Genomic DNA, 13,955 nt, shown 5'->3' with positions numbered 1-13,955 from the left:
CATCCCCCACGTAATAACTACGACCGACCTGCCAAAAAGGGACGTTTTATTTTAGTGGCTACGGCCCAGATAAGCGCCGATAACTTTGCGCTGCTCGGCGCTCGCCCGATAGTAGACGCGAAGCTCGCCTTCGGCATTCAAATCAAAGCGCGCCTCGTCAATCAGGCCATTCTTGTGCGCGGTCATGAGCGCCTCCTGCATGCGCGGCCTTGCAAAGGCGGCAAACGATGCATACTCGGCCGCGAGATCGGCCATCACATCGTCGACGCAAGCCTCGTCATGGCAAACAAAATAATCGAGCATGGCATAATTAAGCGGAAGCATCCCGATCACCGTCCTTTTTAACCATGTCGAGGGGATTCACGGCGATCAGGCAAATGCCGACGAGGTTGACGACGGCCGCCACCCATGCGACGGACGGAAGCGCGTAGCCGTCAAAGCCCAAGACCAGGCCGACGATAATCCACGTAAACAGCGGCGCTGTAAAGGTATAGGTGCCGTTGATGGCCATGCCCAGCGCCGTGCCGCACATGGAGTTGGCGCGATACCAGCTCATAAACGAAAAGTAGGCGGCAAAACCGGAGCAGGCGAAAAACACGACGGAGGATTTGTCGGTGAGCGCTTGGGCGACAAGGACGTAACTCTGACCAAGGGGCTCTCCGCATGCCAAGGTTAGGGCCGGCAGTACCAAGCACAGGTTGCCGACCCCCGAGACAAGCTGACGGATGTTGATGGCGATCTGAGGATCGATCATGCAGGTGGCGCGGCCGCCCACGCATCCCTCGACGCCCCAGCACAGGGCGGCTAACAGCGCCAGGCCCAGGCCAAGCGCCATGCCGGAAGATGACTGCCCGCTCAGGCCGGCGCTACCGATCATGGCGCCGGCGACCACGCAGACAACGATGCCGGTGACGACACGGGGGCTAAGCGGCTGTCGGTAGAGCACGCGGGCGAGCACCGCACCGATCGCGGGGTTGAGCGCGGCGATGGGCACGGCAAGCGTGCCTGCCTGCGAAAGCGCGATAACGTAGGCGGCAGAAGCGATGGGCCCGCCAATGAAGGCGGCGGCGATAACGATGACGCCGGGCTTTGAGGCGATGCAGCGGCCTAGGTCGGCGAGTTTGCCCTGACCGGCAGTGAAATACGTGGCCCAGACGGCACTCAGCACGTCATTGACGCCCGAGGCGATCGTGGGCAAGATGAATACCGCCAAAAGGCCGGAGGGAGCAAATGCATCGAACCAACCGGCCCAAACGCCAAAGAGCTGACCGGCGGTAACAAAGGCCGTGTACAGCGCATACATGCAGCTCGAAAGCGCCGCGACAGCGATACCCTTCCTAAAATAGGCAGCATCGAGCGCACGCTTCTTTGCCACCGCGAGCTCGCGATTGCCCAAGGACGTCGATGTGTCCACGTAGCCTCCTATCGGTTACCTGCCAAAAAGGGACAGGTTTATTTTGGCAGGTTTTATCTGGGCAAACGAAAAATCCCCACCGTTCGGTGCAAAGAGGACGTGCTACTTTGCGTCGATAAGAAAAGGGCCGTGCACCCAATTGGATGCACGGCCCTTTTGCCATGAATGCGAGCGATTCCTCGGCGAGCTATTTACTCAGCAGCCTCGGTGGTCTCGGCCTCGGCAGCGGCCTCCTCGACGGGAGCCTCTGCGGGAGCCTCGGCGGCCTGCTTGGCAGCCTCCTCGGCAAACTTAGCGGCACGCTTGGCCTTCTCGGCAGCCTTAGCCTCAGCGGCGGCCTTGCGAGCGGCCTCGGCCTCAGCAGCCTTGGCGGCCTTGGCAGCCTTGGCCTCCTCGGCCTTCTTGAGCTGGGCGGCAGCGGCGCCACCGAACTTGTCGGCGAAGCGCTGGACGCGTCCACCGGTGTCGACGAACTTCTGCTGGCCGGTGTAGAACGGGTGGCACTCGTTGCAAAGCTCGACCCTCATCTCGGACACGGTAGCGTGCGTCTTGAAGGTGTTGCCGCAGGAGCACGTCACCGTGCACTCGACATACTGGGGATGGATACCCTGCTTCATGGTAGGACTCCTTATTGGTCAGGCGCTGGTTACCGATCAGCGCATAAGGCGTCTTGGTTTCCGACCAAGACAACAAACTCGGCTATGTTACCACGGCGTCGAGCGTCCCACAAAAGGTTCACGGTCTTTACGCCGGAGCGCACAGGCGAATCTGCCCGATCGCGGCGCCAACAGAGCCGCCCGAGCTGTCCAGGGTGCCAAAAAATACACCCTACGAGACAAGCGCTCCATGTTGCAGACGTGTAACGCCGCAGCAAAGGCGCCCCTTTTTGCACAGGACAGGTACAATGATGAACACTGTACCGTAGCGGAGCGCCGCCGCGCGCCGCCAACACGCGAAAGGGTTTCCCATGGCCGAGATCTCGTCCTCCCGTATCGTCATCACCGTCCTTGGCAAGAACCGCCCCGGCATTGTCGCCGGCGTCACCCGCGTCCTGGGCGAAGCCAATGTCGACATCCGCGACATTACGCAGTCCATTATCGAGGACATCTTCACCATGACCATGCTGGCCGACACCGCCGAGTCCAAGCTCGACTTCGCCGAGCTGCAGAAGGCCCTGGCCGAGGCCGGCGAGCTTTCGGGCGTTAACGTGTCCATCCAGCGCGAGGACGTCTTTAACTTTATGTACCGCCTGTAGCGAACAGGCTGCGTGACGACGGCCCAACGTGCGCCCAGGCGCAACGTCGCCACATGGCCCGGAGAGGAGCGCACATGGCCTACGACGCCAAGAAAATCTATTACCGCTTCGACGACCACCTGAGCCGCCTGGTCTTGGACTACGAAGCAAGCCGCCAGATTTCGCCCGAAAGCGAAAATCTATACTACGGCCTGCCGACCGACCCTTATGACGAGGACCTGTTTGTCGAGCACGATGTCAAGCGCGGCCTGCGCAATGCAGATGGCTCGGGCGTGGTTGCAGGCCTCACTCGCATCTCGGATGTGCATGGCTACAACAAGGTCGACGGAAAGGTTGTGCCCGATCAGGGCAAGCTCACGCTTCGTGGCTACAGCATCGAAGATCTGGTCAACAATGCCCAGGCCGAGAACCGCTACGGCTACGAAGAAGTCGCCTACCTGCTCATCACGGGCTCTCTGCCCACCAAGGAAGAGCTTGACGGTTTTTGCGAACGCCTAGGTGCTTTTAGGCACCTGAGCGACGAATACGTCCGCGTGTTCCCCATGACCACGGTATCCTCGAGCATCATGAACGTGCTTCAGCGCGCCGTGTTGCTGCTCTATGCCTTCGATGCCGATCCCGATGCAATCACACCCGAGCACGAGATCGACGTTGCCATTTCCATGCTGGCACGCCTGCCCCGCATCGCCGCCTTTGCGCACATGGCATCGATCGCAAAGTGCCACGGTTCGGAGATGCACGTGCCGCACCCCACGCCCGGTCTCTCCACCGCCGAGACCATTCTGCAGGTCCTGCGCGGCGGCATGGCGTTCACCCGCGACGAGGCCATGCTGCTCGACGTGATGCTCATGCTCCACGCCGAGCACGGCGGCGGTAACAACTCCACCTTCGCCTGCCGCGTGCTGTCTTCTTCGGCCACCGACCCGTATTCCGCCTACGCCGCGGCTATCGGCTCGCTCAAGGGCCCGCGTCACGGCGGTGCCAACGCCAAGGTCGTATCCATGCACGAGGACATTCGCGCGCATGTTTCCAACTGGGAAGACGATGACGAGGTTGCTGCATATCTGAGCAAGATTCTCGACAAGCAGGCCTTTGACGGCACGGGGCTCATCTACGGCATGGGTCACGCCGTCTACACGCTCAGCGACCCGCGCGCCGAGGTCTGCCGCCACTACGCACGTTCGCTCGCCGCCAAGAAAGATCTGGGCGAGGAATTCGCGCTGATCGAGCGCATCGAGCGCCTGGCGCCCCAGGTCATGCGCGACCATGGCATGACCAAACCTATCTGCGCCAATATTGACCTGTACACGGGCTTTATCTACAAGATGCTCGGCGTACCCGAGACGCTCTTTACGCCGATGTTCGCCGTGGCCCGCATGGCAGGCTGGTCGGCACACCGCATGGAAGAGCTCTTCTGCGCACACCGTATTATTCGCCCGGCATACCGTCCGGTAATCGAGCCACTGGAGTACAAGCCACTCGCCGACCGTTAGGACGCGCACCGTTATAGAACACGAGCGTGGCCAGGGTATCACCGCCCTCGGCCACGCTTTTTATGCCAGCAGAAAGGGCTGCATCGAATGATTGTTTTTTCCGATATGGATGGAACACTGTTGACGAGTGACAAGCAGATGAGCGACGCCACCTGGGCGATGCTCGACGAGCTCGCACGTCGCGGCATTGAGTTTGTACCGTGCACGGGGCGTCCGCTGTCGGGCGTCTTTGAGGACATCCTCGCCCATCCTGCCGTGCACTACGCGGTCTGCGCCAATGGTGCTAGCGTCTGGCAGCTCGACGAGGATGTGCCCACCGATGCCTCACGCGCCACGCGCATATTGAGCCGACCGCTCGACCGCGCCATCGCCCACCGCGTCCATAGCATTGCCGCTGGCCACGATGTGACCTTCGATATCTTCGCGGATGGACAGTGCTTCCTCCCCCGCTCGCTCTACACGCGCCTGGACGAATTCTGCGGCGGAGATCCTCACATCGCGGCATCGCTCAAGCGCACGCGAACGCCGATCGACATGGATATCGACAGCAAGATCGACGAGGTCGAGGTGCTCGAACGCATCGCCATGTACTGGCACGACCCGGCCGATCGCGACGCCATCGCGGCTGAGCTCGACACGCTCGGAGGCATTGAGGTCACGCGTTCGTACGCCATGAATATCGAGGTCATGGGCGGGGGCGCCACCAAGGGAACGGCATTGGCTTGGCTATGTGGGCATCTGGGCGAGCGTCTCGCCGACGCCTGGGCGTTCGGCGACAACATCAACGACATCCCCATGCTGCAGGCGGCGGGCCACGGTACGGCGATGATCAATGCCGAGCCCGAGGACCGCGAAGCCGCCGGCGCCATCACCGAATACGACAACGACCACGACGGCGTCGCCCGCGCCATCATGGCCGCCCTCGCCTAGCAGCAGCAACCCGGCAGGGTAGCTAATTTGGGACGGGGCTTTTTTAGCTACCCTGGTCACAGTAGTCGTTGGGGGCACTCTTCACGGGGCGCTGCAAGGACTGTCCCCATCTGCCGAATTAGGCGAGACTCTCCAGCACGCGACGGAGCTCCTGCTGGACGGCGTGGTCGCGGTTGCACCCCACCACGCGATCGGCAACTGCCTTGAGCGCGGGGCGCGCGTTTTCCATCGCGCAGCCCGTGCCGACAAAGCGAATGATCTCGTAGTCGTTCATCGAGTCGCCAAATGCCATGATCTCATCGCGCCCAATGCCGTAATGCTCCGCGAGCTGCGCGATGCCAGAGGCCTTCGACACGCCGGGCTGCATGGCATCGATCCACGCGTTGCCCGAAGGCGCAAAGGTAAAGAACTGGCCGAGCTCGCGCTGCAGTACGTAAGCGCTGTCCATAACGGCACCATCATCGCAAAAGATACTCGCCTTGATGATATTTACGCTGGGATCGGGCAGCTCCCAAATGCGCTCGGCATTGGGAAGGTCCTTATCCACCTCGCGCACGAACTTACTCTCGTCATCGAGCAAGAAGGACTTGGTTCGGTCAAAGAGCGCAAGATGCAGATTGGGAAACGTCGCGACGGCCTGGGCGAGCTTTCGAATCGCCAGGTGCGAATACACCTCACGGCCTACCATTTTGCCGTCGGCGTAGACCTGGGCACCGTTAGCTGCGACAAAGTCCATTTTGTCGCGAACGGGCGCAAAGAACTCGCACAGGCGATCGTAGCGGCGGCCTGACGATGCGGCAAAATGCACGCCATGCTCGCGTAGCGCCAAAATCAGTTCGTAGGTCTCGGGAGGCACCTGGCCGTTTTCGTCAAGCAACGTGCCGTCCATATCGGATGCAATCAGCTTAAACATAGAAAAGCTCCCTTCGGGCTTGCTGGAATCGAACGTGTATCCGATTCCAACGTACCCAAAGGGAGCTCAAATAAGACCCCGCAGTCATAAACGTTACATAGACCTGGCAAATAGCTCACGCGCGCCAGAGAGCCCACGGTCGCGGCGTCAGGCGACACGCCAAAGAGTGTCCCCAGCGACTAGTCGTTTAAGAACGTCCCCGATGACTAGTCGGCGTAGGTGAAGGTGGTGACGTCGAACATGCCCTCGGGGCGGATGCGGAGCGTCGGGATGACCGGCAGGGGCAGGAAGATGATGCCCATGATGGGGTCGAGCGGCGGCTCAATACCCATGGCGCGCGCCTTGACCATAAAGTCGTCGTGCTGCGCTGCGACATCCTCGGCCGTGCCCTCGCTCATCAGGCCACCGAGCGCCAGCGGAATGCGGGCCACGACCTCGCCGTTGCGCACCAGCACGTGACCGCCCTGGCCCACGGCCTCAACAGCAGCCATCATATCGGCGGCGTTGTCGCCCACCACGCACACGTTGTGCGAGTCGTGGCCGATCGTGGAGGCAATGGCACCACCGGTGATGGTGAAACCGCGCACCCAGCCGCGACCGATATGCTTGCCGACCAGGCCCAGGCCATCGGGGCCGTCGCCGTCGACGCCCTCGGCTTGCAGCGACACGCCGCGGCCATGGCGCTCAATCAGCATAATGCGGCGCAGGCCCTCGGCGCTCTCGGGGCGAGCCATACCCGTGATGGCCTTACCCGGCACCACGTCAATCACAGCCTCGCCCGGCTTAAAGGCATAGTCGAAAACGTCGAGCGAAAGCTTCGGCAGCTTAACAGAGGCGCGCAGCTCGTCGGCAAGGGCTGCAACCTCAGCCATCTCGGGTGCGATCTCGCCCACAAAGGCGCCATCCTGCGCCACCAGAGCACCGGCGGCATATACGCGATGCGGGGCCGTGGCAAACGTCAGATCGTTGAGCACCAGCAGGTCGGCACGCTTACCCGGAGCGATGGCGCCGCGGAGCTCATGCGGATCGCGGCAACCGTGGTCCAGACCAAAGGCCTCGGCCGTGGAAAGGGACGCCATGGAGATGGCGACCACCGGGTCGATGCCGGCCTCGATGGCCACGCGGCAGGCGTTGTCGATCATGCCGGTCGAAAGCGCGTCGGAGGGGGCGCGGTCGTCGGTCGCAAAGCAGCAGCGGCGAGCACGGGCGGGGTTTTCCAGCAGCATAGGCGACAGGTTGGCAAGATCATGGCTGCAGGTGCCTTCGCGCAGCATGACATACATGCCGCGGGATAGCTTGTCGAGCGCTTCCTCGGGAATCGTCGACTCGTGGTCGGCGATAATACCCGCCGCGGCATAGGCGTTGAGATCCTTGCCGGCAACAAGCGGAGCATGACCGTCAACCTGCTTGGACGGTGTCTGGTTGGCAGCATCGATGCGAGCGCAGGTCTCGGGGTCGGCCATAAAGACACCCGGCAGGTTCATCATTTCGCCCAGGCCAAAGACGTCGCCCGGATGCTCGGCAAAAAACGCCTGCATATCGGCAGCAGTGATAACGGCACCGGCCTGCTCGTCGGGCAGTGCGGGCACGCACGAAGGCATCATGTACTTGATGGAGATGGGCGCGCGACAACCGTCCTCGATCATAAAGCGCAGGCCGTCTAGGCCGGAAACGTTAGCGATCTCGTGGCTGTCGGCAATAGCGGTGGTGGTACCACGCGTCGCCGCCATGCGCGCATACTCGGCAGGGCGGATGTTCGAAGACTCGATATGCAAGTGTCCGTCAATAAAGCCGGGTGCGAGATAGCGACCCTGACAGTCGATAACCTCAGCTGCCTCGTACGTGCCAGCAGCGTCATCTCGACCATCGTAGAGAACACCGACAATCACGCCGTCCTTGACGGCGACGCTACCGGGCGCCACGCGCTGACCGTACACATCAACGATCTGTGCGTTGGCAAACAGCGTGTCGACGGGCACGCGGCCCTCGGCGGCATCGATCACAGACCTCATGACCTCAACGGACATACATACTCCTTTAACCGTAGAAAAAAGCTGCGGAGCGGACAGACCTTCACCGCAGCAAGCCAATAGCCATTGTATGCCCAAACGATGGGTCAGCAATACGCCCCTCTGCTTAACGGCACACACCGCTTGGCGCAATGGGGACAGGCTGCTTTGCACCACTGACAAGGAGTGTCCCAAAGTGCCGGCACAAAAGGATCATCCCTAAGTGCCAAAAAGGCCGCAGTCGGAAATCCCGGCTGCGGCCTTGTTGCACTTGTGAGGTCAACTTGCTCGTTAGACCAGCTTAAAGCCCTTGCGCTTGCCCACGGAGAGGGTGTCGCCCAGCTTGAGGGCACTGGGGTCGATGTTGTAGCTCTTGGGAGCCACGGCCTTGCCGTTGATCTTGACACCGCCGCCATCGATGTCGCGACGAGCCTGGCCGGCGCTGGCCGAAAGACCCAGGTCCTTGAGCAGGCCGGCAAGGTAAATCTGGCCCTCGTCGTTTACAGTCAGCTCAATATGCTTCTCGGGGAAGTCGGCGAGCTGGCCCTCCTTGAACACGCGGTCGAACTCGGCCTGAGCCTCGTCGCCGGCACCGGCGCCGTGGTAGGTGTCGCACAGGTCGCGGCCCAGAGCGCGCTTGAGCTCATAGGGATCGGCAGAGCCATCGGCCAGGGCAGCGTCGATCTTGTCGACCTCGGCCGGGGTGAGCGAGCTCGCCAGGCGGTAGTACTTGCCGATCATCTCGTCGGGGATGGACATGGTCTTGCCGAACATATCCTTGGGCGCGTCGGTCAGACCGATGTAGTTGCCATAGGACTTGGACATCTTACGGACGCCATCGGTGCCCTCGAGCAGCGGCATGGTGAGCGCGATCTGCGGCTCCATGCCCATCTTCTCCATGAGCTCACGGCCGGCGAGCAGGTTGAAAAGCTGGTCGGTGCCGCCCATCTCCACGTCAGCCTTGATCATGACCGAATCGTATGCCTGCATCACGGGATACAGGAACTCGTGCAGGGCGATCGGCGTCTGGGACTGATAGCGCTTGGTAAAGTCATCGCGCTCAAGAATGCGGGCGACGGTGAACTTGGAGCACACCTGCAACAGACCGGCCAGGTCCATCGACAAGATCCAGTCGCCGTTGTGCACGATGGTGGTCTTCTCGGGGTCCAAGATCTTCATGGCCTGGCTCACGTAAGTCTCGGCGTTGGCCTCGATCTGCTCCTGAGAAAGCTGCGGGCGGGTGGAGTTCTTGCCCGAAGGATCGCCGATCAGCGCGGTACCGTTGCCGATGATCAGGGTGACGTTGTGGCCCAGGTCCTGGAACTGGCGCATCTTGCGCAGGGGCACGGCGTGGCCCAGGTGCAGGTCGGGACTGGTGGGATCGACGCCGAGCTTGATGTTGAGGGGCTCACCCTTCTCAAGCTTCTTACGAAGGTCGGCCTCGGGGACAATCTTCGCGGCGCCCGAGGTGATGATACGCATTTGCTCGTCAACAGACAGCATTGGGTATCCTCCTTTTGCTATAGCACCCTCGCCGAAAACAGCGGTGCTGGAAGTCCATAAACTCTCATATGATAACAAACTGACGCGACGCGGCACCTACGACAGGAAAATCCTCGTCCTGCCGCATGCGTCGATGGCAACTGGCAAACGTGTACCGTCACGATCGACCAGATAGCGCGTCTGCCGGCGACGCAAGCAGTCGCGGCAACAGGCCTGTCCCGTCGCATCGGTGGCACAGACGCCCTCGGCGGTCAGCAGGCAGTGCTCGCACACCATGAGCTCGGGACGATCGGTATCGACGGGGCCCAGGACGCCAGGACAGGCGGCAAGCTCGGCAACGCGTTTCGCATCGTGAGCGACAAGTTCGGCAGGCAAAAACACGCGCTGCGCCCCAAGCCCCCGCAACCAGGCGAGCGTTGCCCGATTCGCACAGAACACCGGCGCTGCCACGTCAAAGGCGACGCGCAGTTCGCGAGCTATCGCCACTTGTCCCAGATTACGACAGACGATGCGGCCGGCGCGCTGCATGAGCGACCGAGTCCGCTCGATATCGCCCACACGGCAGACCTCGTCGAGCACAACAGTCGCATCGGACAGGTCGAGCTCTTCGTTTGGGTCCTGGTCCATCAGCTGCCAGGCAAAGACCAAGCGAGCGGCGACAGACTCTGCAGGTTCTTCCGGCTGCGTTCCGCTATCCATCAGAACGCCCGCAAACGGCAGCGTCTCGACAGCGCGTTTCGCAAGCGCGACCGCATCGGCCTCGGCCCGCATGCGCTCCAGCGCCGCCGCCGTTTGCTCAAGCACACCAGCGCTGCGAATCAGATACACTTCGCAGCCCGCGTCGACCTTGCGCTTGCAATGGACAACGATGCGCTCCCCCGCCGCGGCATCCACCGGGCAGGGAACTTGCGGCCAGCGTTTAGGTACATCGGGACGCGCGTCGGCGCCCGGGTAAAACCTGATCTCGAGCGTATCGCCCGCCGCCACGGCGGCATCGAGCTCGACGGTCACTTCCTCGTGTCCCACGGCAACCAAACGGCCCACACGCACGCCCTGGTTGATCGCGCGTTCAAAACTCATAAGCTCCGCGCCCGAGCGGCCTCGCAGATACGCGTCGGTAAACCCGCGGTTAAACGACCTTCCCAGCTCACGTTCGAGCGCCTGCACGGCATCGGGATCCCACGCGCCATCACGCAGCATATCGAGCGCCCGGCGCCACGCCCGCACCACGTTGTAGACGTAGTCGGGGTTCTTCATACGCCCCTCGATCTTGAGCGACGCCACCCCGGCAGCAACAAGCTCGGGTAAATGAGCAATGCCCAGATAGTCACGCGGGCAGAGCAGACGATCGCCTTCGACGGCAACGACGCTCTCCCCAGCCTCATCCACCAAATCGTATGCCAGGCGGCACGGCTGCGTGCAGTCGCCACGCATCGCCGACCGTCCGCGCCGCAGGGCCGAAAACTCGCACGCGCCCGAATAGCCAATGCATATGGCGCCATGGCAGAACACCTCGATGGGCACACCGGTAGCGCAGAGCGTCACAATCTCTGCCACGGTCAGCTCGCGCGCCGTAGTCACGCGCTCGACCCCCAGCTCGTCAGCCGCCAAACGCACGGCCCCCTTGCTATGGACGCCCGCTTGGGTGGACAGATGAATCTCGACCCCCGGAATTGCCGCATGCAGCGCGCGGGCTAGGCCCGCATCTGCCACGATCAGTGCATCGGCGCCCAGCGCATGCGCATGTGCCCCCAGTGCCACGGCTTCGGACAGCTCGTCGTCGAACACGAATACGTTGAGCGTCACGTACACGCGCACACCATGGGCGTGCGCCACGGCACACCCGCGCGCAAATTCGTCGTCACTAAACCCGTGCGCACTCACGCGGGCGTTAAATCCGCTCAACCCGGCATAAATGGCATCGGCACCTGCCGCGATTGCGGCGAGCATCTGATTGAGCCCGCCAGCAGGAGCCAACAGCTCGGGCAGTGCCAGCCCCGATGTTGGCGTCCCATTCCCGCATTGTCTGCTAGGCTCCGTCGCCCAAATCGCCATCGGCAAACTCCCTACCAAGGTATGCAATCGCTCTGTTAATTGCCGTCAACCAGCATACACGAGGCTTCGCGCGGCTCGATTGGTTTATCGTGTAATAACTTATGTCCATCCTGCCCGACGCACACCCGCCGCCTGGCACGACATACTTGGAGGTCAACATATGGGTCCTCGCCAACGACAGGGACACGGTCGCTCTAAGACGCACGCTCTGCCCGTCATCCTGCTTTCGCTTTTGGGTTTTTTGCTCATCGCGGGCGTAGCATTTGGCATCGGCATGATCGGCAACGTCAACCGCTGGCTGTCCGACCTGCCCGACTACACCGACGCCAACGCCTATCTGGTCAGCGAGCCCACCGAGATTGTTGACTGCAACGGCAACAAGATCGCCAGCTTCTATACCCAAAACCGCAAGTCCATCACCAAGGACCAGGTCTCCCCGTACGTCCTGCAGGGCACGATCGACGTCGAGGACGAGCGTTTCTACGAGCACGGCGGCATAGACCTCTTGGGCATCGCGCGTGCCTCGGTGGCAACCCTTGCCGGCGGCCACGAAGGAGCCTCGACCATCACCCAGCAGCTGGTGCGCAACACCATCCTGCAGGAGGAGCAGTTCGACTCGACCATCGAGCGTAAGGTGCGCGAGGCCTATATCGCCATCAAGATGGAGGACATGTACTCCAAAGACGAGATCCTCATGATGTACCTCAACACCATTTACTATGGCCACGGCGCCTATGGCATCGAGGCCGCCGCCGAGACCTACCTCTCCAAGAGTGCTTCCGACCTCACCCTGAGCGAGGCCGCGCTGCTCATCGGTCTGCCCAACTCGCCTTCACAGTACGACCCCACGGTCAATCCCGACCTGGCGCTTTCCCGCCGCAATAAGGTGCTCGACAACATGCTGCGCCTGGGCCACATCACGCAGGAAGAGCACGATGCCGCGCAGGCTGAGCCCATCACCCTCAACGTGACCGAGATCTCGGGCAGCGGCGTCGACGTATACTCACAGCCCTACTTTGTCTCCTACGTCAAGCAGCTGCTCGAGCAGGAGTTCTCCACCGACGTGCTCTTTAAGGGTGGCCTGACTGTTAAGACCACCATCGACCCCACCATGCAGCAGGTGGCCGAGGAGGCTGTGCGCTCACAGCTCGACACGCTTTCGCTCGATGGCCTGGACATGGGCATGGTTGTCGTTGACCCCAAGACCGGCTACATCAAGTGCATGGTGGGCGGCTACGACTACAACGCCGACGAGAATCACGTGAACCACGCTACGGCAAAGCGCCCCGTGGGCTCCACGTTTAAGGCCTTTACGCTGGCAACTGCCATCCAAAACGGCATGAACCCCAACGTCATTCTCAACTGCAACTCGCCACTCAAGGCCAAGGGCACCACGACCGAGGTGCAAAACTATGGCAAACAGAGCTATGGCAACATCACGCTTAAGCAGGCAACGGCATACTCATCCAACACCGGCTATATTCAGGTGGCCGAAGCCATCGGCAATGACAAGATCATGTCGCTCGTCAAAAAGCTCGGCATCGATCCCGCCAAGGACAATATCGAGGACGTTCCCGTCATGACGCTCGGCACCGGGTCCATCTCACCGCTCGAGATGGCATCGGCCTACGCCGCTTTTGCCAACGGCGGCTATTATCGCCAGCCGATCGCCATCACCGAGATCGACTCGCGTACCGGCTCGGTTCTGTACCAGCACACCGACAATCCCACGCGGGTGCTCACCGAAGGTGAGGCTGCCGCGGTTACCGACGTTCTATCCGGCGTCATGCAGGGCAGCGGCACGGGTGCCGCCGGCGCGCTGAGCGTCAACCAGCCCTATGCCGGCAAGACGGGCACCACTGACAACACCACCAACCTGTGGTTCTGCGGCTACACGCCGCAACTGGCATGCGCCCTGTGGACCGGCTATTCCGCAGGCGAGATTCCCATCCAAAAGTACGGTTCGGACCTGCTGGGCGACAGCACCAACCTGCCCGTCTTTAAGAAGTTCATGAACACCGTTCTTGCGGGCGCCGAGCGCGAGGAGTTCCCGACCGGAACGGCTCCCACGTACAAGAACAATAACGTCTGGAAGTTCTACGGCACAAACAACAAGAAGAAGGAAGAGGACGAGGATAAGGACGAAGACGAGGAAGAAGAGACGGAGACCACCGGCGGGAGCGGCAACGAGGGCGGTAACACCGGCGGCGAAGGCGATGCCGGCGGTACCACCCCTACTCCCGACCCCAGCCCCGATCCCAGCCCCAGCCCCAGCCCCGACCCTGGCCCGACCCCCGATCCCAGCCCTAGCCCGACCCCCGATCCCTCCACAGATCAGTAGATAGCAAAGCGCCCGAGCAGCTCAAAAGCTCGGGCGCTTTTT

11 protein-coding genes are annotated in these 13,955 nt (G+C 61.8%); 4 read left to right on the top strand and 7 right to left on the bottom strand.

Features of this window, described 5'->3' with window-relative positions:
* Nucleotides 1-51: 51 nt before the first annotated feature.
* The 3 genes from ACTQ05_RS03390 to rpmE form a co-directional block, all read right to left on the bottom strand.
* Complete coding sequence (locus ACTQ05_RS03390) at nt 52-324, bottom strand: hypothetical protein (protein WP_427794657.1); 273 nt, start codon at nt 322-324, stop codon at nt 52-54.
* Nucleotides 311-1,414, bottom strand: coding sequence for a hypothetical protein (locus tag ACTQ05_RS03385; RefSeq protein WP_441537937.1), 1,104 nt, complete (start codon nt 1,412-1,414; stop codon nt 311-313). The genes ACTQ05_RS03390 and ACTQ05_RS03385 overlap by 14 nt, the downstream gene beginning before the upstream one ends.
* A gap of 191 nt (nt 1,415-1,605) precedes the next feature.
* Nucleotides 1,606-2,031 carry a 50S ribosomal protein L31 gene (rpmE, locus tag ACTQ05_RS03380; RefSeq protein WP_154516018.1) on the bottom strand — a complete coding sequence of 142 codons (426 nt, stop codon included), beginning with the start codon at nt 2,029-2,031 and terminating at the stop codon, nt 1,606-1,608.
* Between the two features lie 350 nt (nt 2,032-2,381).
* Here rpmE and ACTQ05_RS03375 point away from each other — a divergent pair, with 350 nt between their 5' ends.
* The 3 genes from ACTQ05_RS03375 to ACTQ05_RS03365 all read left to right on the top strand — a co-directional run bounded on the left by ACTQ05_RS03375 (nt 2,382) and on the right by ACTQ05_RS03365 (nt 5,092).
* Nucleotides 2,382-2,669, top strand: coding sequence for an ACT domain-containing protein (locus ACTQ05_RS03375; protein ID WP_006235289.1), 288 nt, complete (start codon nt 2,382-2,384; stop codon nt 2,667-2,669).
* 74 nt (nt 2,670-2,743) lie between these two features.
* Nucleotides 2,744-4,162: a citrate synthase gene (locus ACTQ05_RS03370; RefSeq protein ID WP_441537936.1), complete on the top strand. Its 1,419-nt coding sequence runs from the start codon at nt 2,744-2,746 to the stop codon at nt 4,160-4,162.
* Nucleotides 4,163-4,249: 87 nt separating this feature from the next.
* Nucleotides 4,250-5,092 (top strand): Cof-type HAD-IIB family hydrolase, encoded by an 843-nt coding sequence (locus tag ACTQ05_RS03365; protein WP_441537935.1) that lies wholly within the window; start codon nt 4,250-4,252, stop codon nt 5,090-5,092.
* 118 nt (nt 5,093-5,210) lie between these two features.
* On the opposite strand, the gene ACTQ05_RS03360 is transcribed toward ACTQ05_RS03365, so the two are convergent.
* The 4 genes from ACTQ05_RS03360 to ACTQ05_RS03345 all read right to left on the bottom strand — a co-directional run bounded on the left by ACTQ05_RS03360 (nt 5,211) and on the right by ACTQ05_RS03345 (nt 11,572).
* Nucleotides 5,211-6,005 (bottom strand): Cof-type HAD-IIB family hydrolase, encoded by a 795-nt coding sequence (locus ACTQ05_RS03360; RefSeq protein ID WP_118098921.1) that lies wholly within the window; start codon nt 6,003-6,005, stop codon nt 5,211-5,213.
* A gap of 206 nt (nt 6,006-6,211) precedes the next feature.
* Nucleotides 6,212-8,032 (bottom strand): adenine deaminase, encoded by a 1,821-nt coding sequence (locus ACTQ05_RS03355; RefSeq protein WP_441056895.1) that lies wholly within the window; start codon nt 8,030-8,032, stop codon nt 6,212-6,214.
* Between the two features lie 273 nt (nt 8,033-8,305).
* Nucleotides 8,306-9,517 carry a tyrosine--tRNA ligase gene (tyrS, locus tag ACTQ05_RS03350; protein WP_154516034.1) on the bottom strand — a complete coding sequence of 404 codons (1,212 nt, stop codon included), beginning with the start codon at nt 9,515-9,517 and terminating at the stop codon, nt 8,306-8,308.
* Between the two features lie 96 nt (nt 9,518-9,613).
* Nucleotides 9,614-11,572 carry a U32 family peptidase gene (locus tag ACTQ05_RS03345; RefSeq protein ID WP_441537934.1) on the bottom strand — a complete coding sequence of 653 codons (1,959 nt, stop codon included), beginning with the start codon at nt 11,570-11,572 and terminating at the stop codon, nt 9,614-9,616.
* A gap of 160 nt (nt 11,573-11,732) precedes the next feature.
* Here ACTQ05_RS03345 and ACTQ05_RS03340 point away from each other — a divergent pair, with 160 nt between their 5' ends.
* Nucleotides 11,733-13,913 carry a transglycosylase domain-containing protein gene (locus tag ACTQ05_RS03340; protein WP_441537933.1) on the top strand — a complete coding sequence of 727 codons (2,181 nt, stop codon included), beginning with the start codon at nt 11,733-11,735 and terminating at the stop codon, nt 13,911-13,913.
* Nucleotides 13,914-13,955: the final 42 nt, after the last annotated feature.

The organism is Collinsella sp. LCP21S3_A9 (assembly GCF_052118785.1).
Taxonomy (GTDB): Bacteria; Actinomycetota; Coriobacteriia; order Coriobacteriales; family Coriobacteriaceae; genus Collinsella.
The sequence above is the reverse complement of the archived record's forward strand: the minus strand, read 5'-3'. Positions and strand labels throughout refer to the sequence as shown.

Coding starts and splice junctions, on each gene's coding strand:
- ACTQ05_RS03390 (WP_427794657.1), bottom strand. CDS start 324: ATGCTTCCGCTTAATTATGCCATGCTCGATTATTTTGTTTGCCATGAC.
- rpmE (WP_154516018.1), bottom strand. CDS start 2,031: ATGAAGCAGGGTATCCATCCCCAGTATGTCGAGTGCACGGTGACGTGC.
- ACTQ05_RS03375 (WP_006235289.1), top strand. CDS start 2,382: ATGGCCGAGATCTCGTCCTCCCGTATCGTCATCACCGTCCTTGGCAAG.
- ACTQ05_RS03370 (WP_441537936.1), top strand. CDS start 2,744: ATGGCCTACGACGCCAAGAAAATCTATTACCGCTTCGACGACCACCTG.
- ACTQ05_RS03365 (WP_441537935.1), top strand. CDS start 4,250: ATGATTGTTTTTTCCGATATGGATGGAACACTGTTGACGAGTGACAAG.
- ACTQ05_RS03360 (WP_118098921.1), bottom strand. CDS start 6,005: ATGTTTAAGCTGATTGCATCCGATATGGACGGCACGTTGCTTGACGAA.
- ACTQ05_RS03355 (WP_441056895.1), bottom strand. CDS start 8,032: ATGTCCGTTGAGGTCATGAGGTCTGTGATCGATGCCGCCGAGGGCCGC.
- tyrS (WP_154516034.1), bottom strand. CDS start 9,517: ATGCTGTCTGTTGACGAGCAAATGCGTATCATCACCTCGGGCGCCGCG.
- ACTQ05_RS03345 (WP_441537934.1), bottom strand. CDS start 11,572: ATGGCGATTTGGGCGACGGAGCCTAGCAGACAATGCGGGAATGGGACG.
- ACTQ05_RS03340 (WP_441537933.1), top strand. CDS start 11,733: ATGGGTCCTCGCCAACGACAGGGACACGGTCGCTCTAAGACGCACGCT.